We start from the raw sequence: 7,030 nt of genomic DNA, 5'->3' as shown, positions 1-7,030 counted from the left end.
GGCATGGTTCGTCTTCCAAACACCTCCTCCAGCTGCTGCGAGGTAAAGCGTGCAGTGATCTTCGCTGCAGTTCGGTGCCAGAGCAAAGGCCGTTATTCGGCCCGATGTTGTATACGGAGCTCCGCTAAACGTCAGCACATCGGGATCCTTTGCCGAGGTTGGACCAACGAGCGTCCACTGACCGAGCGGTTGCGTTACTCGAGCCAGAGCCCTCGCTCTGACATCGGACCAGGCAACGTGTGCGTTGCGCGTTAATTCAAATGGGATATATGCTGCGGGATACGCGCGCTTGGCGTATTCTTCTTCAGCTGCGGTCGTTGGTCCGCCTTCCCGTTCAGGGCCAGGCAGCGCCATTTTGTTTGTAAACAACCTAGCGCGGTCCTGTCTGAATTTGTCGACCGCGTTTTTGTTGTCTGCTTTCACCCATAATGGGGCGGATGATTTCACCGCGACGAATGCCATCGCGACTGCCGCCGATAAAAGCGTGCCCGCAACTGCGAAGCGCACGGATGAAGCAAAACGATTTCGACTGAATGAATGTAGAGTTTTCATATTGTTTGGAGTGGATTAGTTAAAGTGCGTTGAAAGATCAGCATGCCAAGTTAGATGCAAAAACGTCAAGACTTTTAACCTTACATTTTTGTAATGCAAAACAGCGCATTCTGGTCACAGTGGGTTTATCTGTCAGCTGGCCGTGCTGGCACGGGAAATAATATCAGCCTAACAAGTAGACTTAATGGAAGTATTTTTACTTCGCAGAGTCGGTTAGAAAAACCGCACAAACGAGCCAATTCATCCAACGCAAAATCTGCACGGTTTCCGGCGAAAGCTTGACGGCGGCTTGAAGAAGCAGTGCTATCAGTACGTAGACGGAGAAAATCAGGGTCAGGACCTCAAGAGCGCCCAAGCGTTCTGCGGCACGGACTTCGTAAGCATTCTATGGAGACGGCATCACTTTCTGCCGGACTACTTTTCAGCGGTTTGAGTTCGGCCATTTGCGCCGTCTTATCAGTTTGTGATGGTTATGTGGAGCATAAAATGTGCAGAGTGCCCGAAATGAAAGCACTGGCAGAGAATTGCTGCCAATTTGCGCAATGCCGGGTTTAGTTGAGGCTGCTCATCCGAGAGTGATTCGACTGGCCGGGTGCTTTTCATCGCGGATGCATACGCCCCCGATGGCCCGCCACTTTATTGTTCTGACAGACGACAGACTTACTGCATTTGTGGAATTACACGCGTCCATTCATCGTCAACTTGAACTCCGATGAAGTACTGGGAAATCGTCGCTGACAATCCCATGATGCTGGATGGAATTGCGGCTGTATCTCAAGTGACGACTCATCGCCGATGTGGTTTTAAGCAGGGCCTTGGGCGTCGTCTTCAACCTGAATCACTTTTTTTGTTGGTTAACGAATATGTGATTCGTTTCAGATGGCACCGGTAACGCTTGCCGCCGTATTAATAATCTCCCGGCAACAGCACAACCAGTTCAAGAGGCCTCGACCGAACAAAAACGGTCCGGCAGTAGTTTTAGGTTGTTTTTCGGCTCCGGCCAGTATGGATCCGGTTTCGGCGAGCCAGCGCGTTGGGGTCCCGACTCTGTACCGTCATTCCAATAAGCGATGAGGTTACCTCCATCATAGACGTGAACGTGCCTAATGCGGCAGAGGACGTAGTCTAGAAGCAGGGTCACGCTTTCGAGCACGGGCGGTTGCGCCATTAAGCTCGTGTACGTGCAAGGGATGGAAATGTGGCACCATGTACCCGGCTCGCGTTCATCAGGGGACCAGACGGGGCCAAGCCCGCCACCCTCCCGGGGGATTGGGTCTTTGAATCGCAGAACAGTGCCATAGCCGGCGACAAATGAGCTCGCGAGTGCCTCCGGCGATTTGATGTGAAGCGATGTGCCGTGCGCGTAGACTGAATAATTCATGACCAATCCTCCTTGTAACTGCGTAATCTAACTTTGTAATACCTCTAGCCGTGTTATCAAGGAGCGTCCCTGACGGCAAGGGCAAAACTTGCACCTCCTTGAACTCGAAAGTGTGCTCGTGCGGTCGATCACGTTGCCAGCTTCATCGCAAACGCGAACCAGGGCATCATGTGATCGGGCTGTAATGCGTCGCGTATCCGATGACATTGCTGGCAGCATTCGTTCGGCCAAATTAGATCGAGGCCGCGTTTATCTTTGCCCGGCCGTAATTCGTAAATGTGCATGGAATGCCCAGTGGGTGACGTTCATATCCAGCGTCGCTTCTGCGCTTCCAGCACGAGTGCTTTGAAGTCCTTCGGAGGTATGAACGTACAATACTGGCCCCAAACCCATTTCCCACGCCTCTTTGGTTTTTTGCCGATAATAAAGTAGGCAAGGCGAAGCTCCTTTTTGCCGTCTTCGAACTCGATGCGTTGGAGACAAAGAAGTTTTTCTGGCATTCCAGTCTGCGGGCGCACAATCTTATCGGCGATGGTGAAGCCATAATCGCCATCAATGGTCGTGAGCGAACCGGATTTACCGATGCTATTTGGATAGGGTGGTATGCGTTTTGGTTTTGGCACAGGGGCGGTCAATAGGGTAAGAAAATGACACTATCCTACGGTCGAGTCCGTAAAGCGTGCCAGCAATCGATGGATGACATCAGCTGGATCGTGTTAGCGACATCGCGTGGTTAAGCCACGGTTGCGTCAATATTTGAAGTTGGATTTAAGCCAGTTTGAATCAATGGATCCCTGAACAAACTTGCTGACGGTCAGGCGTGCGATGATCTTATCGTTCTTTACGATCAGCGGAGGCGACAAGCTAAATTGATTGAATGGGCTCTCAGAGGAAAATTCACCGCCGAAGTCTCCAAACTCGTTCCAGATGCTGTCAGAACTGAATGGGCTACCGTGGGTGCCGAACTCGTTAAAAATGGAGTCCGCAGCGAACTCATCCTCAATGGTTCCTAGATATGTGTGACGCTCGTCATCTGCAAACAGCTTCGCGCCGGAGATCGCCTTCTGAACCTTAATAAACAAAGCGATCTGCAACTCGGAGATAGAAAACTGTAAAGCGGGTGCGAGCTTTTCTTGCAGAGCCGCTCCCACGGCTTCGGTCTGCTTCTTTCGCTCTTGTCTCGCGGCTTGGAGCTTTTGGAGCATCTCAGCGCTCTTCTTCGGAACTTGCGCTGGGCAACGATGGGCGAAAAAGGCAGGGTAGAAAACAATGCGATGAGGATAAGGTGTTTCATAGGGGCGTGATTAGTGGCCTAACGAGAATCAGATTGCATCTTACAATCTATTTCCTGCCGTTGCGAGGAGAAAGCGATTACAGGCTGCACGACGCGAATTGTGCCGGTTCATTCGGCATTTAAGAAGCGTAATCGTCCGAGCAAACGTTGGGTCGCAAGTGTTCACGGTTTCCTTGAAATCGCCCGCGTGCTCGTGCGTTTCAATCATGTTGCCCGCTTTATCGTAAACGCGAGCCACAACTGGAACAAATCGTTCGCCTAACGATCCTACCCTCCGATGAAAGCATCGTAGGGTTCACTTGATACCGTCGCAGCGGCTACGTTTTAGCTTGGTTGTGCGTTGTAGTTGATGAACGCCGAGAAACGGGCAACCTGTTGAGGAACCGGATTGGGTGATAGACCGTACTACCGCGGAGTTTGGCTGGTTAGCGACCGTCTTTCCGAAACGCCCGTCAAATTCTTAGTCGCATTCGCCGGTCCGAAAACACCCGTAGATTTGTTTTTAATTGGCGGTCCGGATTGTGAGGCGATTCTGACCCCTTCCTGCGACCCCTTTTTGACCCTATTTTACCCTCAGCCCTCAAAAACTCAGAGCGGAAGTTTATTTAGATGCGACCGCTTCCCTCCCCGTCTCCTTTACGGTGTAGCAGTCGAGACAGGGTTGAATAGAATCGTTTCCGTCCCGCAGTGTGGACAAGTGATAGTTTGGCCCACACCATGCGCCGGAAACTCGATTGAACCGTCACAATTGTTGCACCGGCATTTGATATAAATGTCTCCCATTTCGGGTTGAGCGCGTGCAGAAATGGCCGACGCCATTTGTTTCACGGCCGAATTAAGCTTCGAGCCGATCCCCGTTCGCGAAGCCTGGAACATTTCTCGGACGCCTGATCCGCTTGTAAACATTATCGCCTCGTAAAGTACAATTGGTATTTCCCGATTGTTGTTGAAGCGTCGGTCAGGGCCGCCCTTCTTGTTGACGTAGCGCCATGTCCTGTCAACAACTTTCGCATCTGTGGGAACACTACCATCTTCAATAAATCTTTGCTCGGCGGCGCTGACTTCGAGTTGTTCGAAACTGAGTGCACCTATTCCAGTCGTGTCCCAAACAAGAATCCTGTCAGGCAAGAAATACAAACGCTGCCGGCCAGCAGGAAGAACGGGAATCGCAATATTGCACTGGAAATACGGTGGCGAACCAGCGTGGGGTGTGACTGGCTTTCGTTTCACAATCGAACTTGCTCCTGCGTTGACCTTCCAGTCGTGAGTACTCCTGATGTCACCCTTCGATTCGATGTGCCACACTCGAGAACAGCCGCGCAACAAATCAAATCTGTCGTGAAGGCTCTGAAACGCCTGCTCGATATGTGGTTCTAGCTCATAAAACAAAACGACCGTCTTTCGTAATTTGTCAGCGCGAATCGCCCAAACCAAGCCGCCAGCACAGAGTGGGAGGATTACACAATAAATCCAAATCGGCGAGTTTCCCGCAGCAACTGCAACAAGCACGCAAATACTCAATCCCAAAACCCATGGCCAAATAAGTGGTTTCGTAGACTTGGAATTGATTTCTTCGAGCAGTTCGGTGGATGATGAGTCAACCATCTGACTGACGCTACCGCTTTCGATATCATGAAACTCAATGCTCGACGATCTTTCCTCAGGAACTCCCAAAGGAGTTCTGCGACTTTCGGGCTTCTTCGAGCTGGGCAGCGTCTGGCGGAAGTAAATTCCGCCGCGGCCCATATGGACATAGTTTCCTCGTGGCCCAGTTCCGACCCTGAGTCCCTTAATCCCTGTAGAGAGACCAATTCCAGATTTGCTGAGATTGAATCTGAATGGGCCAACGCTTAGGCTTTTTCGAAGGTAAAGGCCCACGGCAGCTTTGTATCATTTTATATCTGCTAGGCGCAATCCTGTTTTCAGGCGGTGATTTTATACAGCCGAATCGCCGTCCTGATTTTATCGAGAATCCCCCTGAACCCACACCTGCTCACGAAAATTCTCGAGGGTGACGACATGACGCCCAAAGAAAAAAACTTCTACTACGCATCGCGAAAGGCGTTGGACACAAATGCGTGACGCCGCGCGGAACAAATCATTCGCCTAACGACCAGACCCTCCGATAAAATCATCGGAGGGGTAGGCTTACAGTCGCGGCGCGTCGCCCGCTTTGGATTTGGCGCGACCGTGAACGCTTCCGGCTTCGTGAACAACGTGATAGGCTTGCTGCGTCTATGTTTGATTTCTCGACTAAAGCTTATCGGAAAGAAGCATGGCTTTTTTTGGAGACGGTATGGAAAGGCCTCGACTATCTCTGCCAGCAGGTTGGGAAGGAGGAAACGGAGCGCGCAGCAAAATCTGGCAAGAACTTCGCTTACATTGATTTTGGCGATCAGCTTGGCGATGCGATGGTCTGCAATTGCTTCCTCTGATACACGAGCGCATTGCATAATTTCATTCAAGTTTTCCAGAAGGCTTTTTCGCCTGCCGAGGATTTGAAGCACGAGTTTGCCAACGTCATCACATGGCGAAACAAGGTGTCGGCGCATACCTCGTGGGTATGGCCACGCGGTGACAATGCTGCGCCGCAGAACATGAGCATTCTGCTTTTCCCGGAATTCAACTTCAAGTTTGACGGACATTTTGAGGTTGGAGGCGATAGGCTCGAATCCGAGGGCGGGCGGCCGGTCGGCCGACTGGCAGTGGGGACTTGTTCGCACACACGAGCGGTTGAAGGAGATTGTGAGCAAGTACACGTCCGGCCAGTGACGGACAAAGCTGAAACTTACCTTGGTTACGAGTTGTGTTTGATGACCGCAGAAACACGGGCAATCTGTTACTCCCAAGATGCTCAGTAACAGGGCTGACCCTATACCGTTTGCGCGTGATATGAAGCGTTTGTCGCGACCACTGCGTCTTAGAGGCCGATGGCGACCACCGAAAGACGGCTTGTATCGGGTAGCTACAAGCAAGCAGGTGTACGGTGGTTTTCTTGTGCAGCGTCGCAGGGTTACGCGAGCATCGCCGTACGTGCGCCGCTACATTCACATTCTGGCTATGCGCAATGCTGAGTACTGGGGCGACCCGTTTGCGTGTGAGTGAAGAAGGCGAGGCCACGGAACAGCGTTTCGTTGTACCTAGAGGCCCTTCTTCTCCGCCCGTTAGGTTATGATCTGTTCGCGCTTCTAATCGATGTCATCCCATGTAAGCGCGGATGCTTCAGCCTGTCCAAGTCCAGCCAAGCCTATGAACTCAGGGAAATCTGCCGAGTCATCGGCATTATGTCCGTTAAACTGCTGTGAGCGGATGCTCCCAATGATTTGATTAAATTGTTCAATCGTCGGCGTTTTCCGAATCGGCTTGTCGCGTACTTTAGATGTTGAGCAGGCGAAACTAGAATAATCACTGTGCCGGAGCGCGAGATCAAACACGTCTCTGACGACCTGAATGTGAATGTTTCGCGATGCCGCGCCAAAGCGGAACCGCGCTAACCACAAGTCGACTTCACTCGGTTTGATTTTCGCCACTTGGATAAGGCTTCCGATCGGCCAGTGCTCTTTGATCTTCGCAACGATGCGGGTTTTCGCGTTACGGTTTTCGGAGTCTGGTGTTGCACCGTCTTGATGTAACGGTCGCACAATTCGGCTAGCGTTAGTTTGCCTTGTGAGCGATCAATCTCGCGCTGTTGTCGTTTGAACCGAGCTCGCGGTTCGCAGTCTGGCGATCCGTCGTCTGAAGAGAGCGCCTGCTTTCCTTGCCGTCGCTCTTGATACGGGCATAATAAACGCCGTTCGAGTAAT

8 protein-coding genes are annotated in these 7,030 nt (G+C 51.6%); 2 read left to right on the top strand and 6 right to left on the bottom strand.

All coding sequences use genetic code 11. The features are described 5' to 3' along the window. The 5 genes from DMG62_22100 to DMG62_22080 form a co-directional block, all read right to left on the bottom strand. The coding region (locus DMG62_22100) for a hypothetical protein (GenBank protein PYY20770.1) at positions 1-552 on the bottom strand (552 nt) is incomplete at its 3' end. Between the two features lie 937 nt (positions 553-1,489). Continuing rightward, positions 1,490-1,933, bottom strand: coding sequence for a hypothetical protein (locus DMG62_22095; GenBank protein ID PYY20769.1), 444 nt, complete (start codon positions 1,931-1,933; stop codon positions 1,490-1,492). 305 nt (positions 1,934-2,238) lie between these two features. Then, a complete protein-coding gene (locus DMG62_22090) occupies positions 2,239-2,433 on the bottom strand; it encodes a hypothetical protein (GenBank protein ID PYY20768.1) in 195 nt (64 codons plus the stop codon). A 249-nt stretch (positions 2,434-2,682) separates the two neighbouring features. Then, positions 2,683-3,138 (bottom strand): hypothetical protein, encoded by a 456-nt coding sequence (locus DMG62_22085; GenBank protein PYY20767.1) that lies wholly within the window; start codon positions 3,136-3,138, stop codon positions 2,683-2,685. A gap of 725 nt (positions 3,139-3,863) precedes the next feature. Beyond that, positions 3,864-5,105, bottom strand: coding sequence for a hypothetical protein (locus tag DMG62_22080; GenBank protein PYY20766.1), 1,242 nt, complete (start codon positions 5,103-5,105; stop codon positions 3,864-3,866). A 359-nt stretch (positions 5,106-5,464) separates the two neighbouring features. Here DMG62_22080 and DMG62_22075 point away from each other — a divergent pair, with 359 nt between their 5' ends. Further along, positions 5,465-5,662, top strand: coding sequence for a hypothetical protein (locus DMG62_22075; protein ID PYY20765.1), 198 nt, complete (start codon positions 5,465-5,467; stop codon positions 5,660-5,662). A 12-nt stretch (positions 5,663-5,674) separates the two neighbouring features. Next, positions 5,675-6,088, top strand: coding sequence for a hypothetical protein (locus DMG62_22070; GenBank protein PYY20764.1), 414 nt, complete (start codon positions 5,675-5,677; stop codon positions 6,086-6,088). Between the two features lie 327 nt (positions 6,089-6,415). On the opposite strand, the gene DMG62_22065 is transcribed toward DMG62_22070, so the two are convergent. Further along, on the bottom strand, positions 6,416-6,868 hold the full coding sequence (locus tag DMG62_22065) for a hypothetical protein (protein PYY20763.1): 453 nt from the start codon (positions 6,866-6,868) through the stop codon (positions 6,416-6,418). Between the last annotated feature and the right edge of the window lie 162 nt (positions 6,869-7,030).

This window comes from Acidobacteriota bacterium, assembly GCA_003225175.1.
Taxonomy (GTDB): domain Bacteria; phylum Acidobacteriota; class Terriglobia; order Terriglobales; family Acidobacteriaceae; genus Gp1-AA112.
The sequence above is the reverse complement of the archived record's forward strand: the minus strand, read 5'-3'. Positions and strand labels throughout refer to the sequence as shown.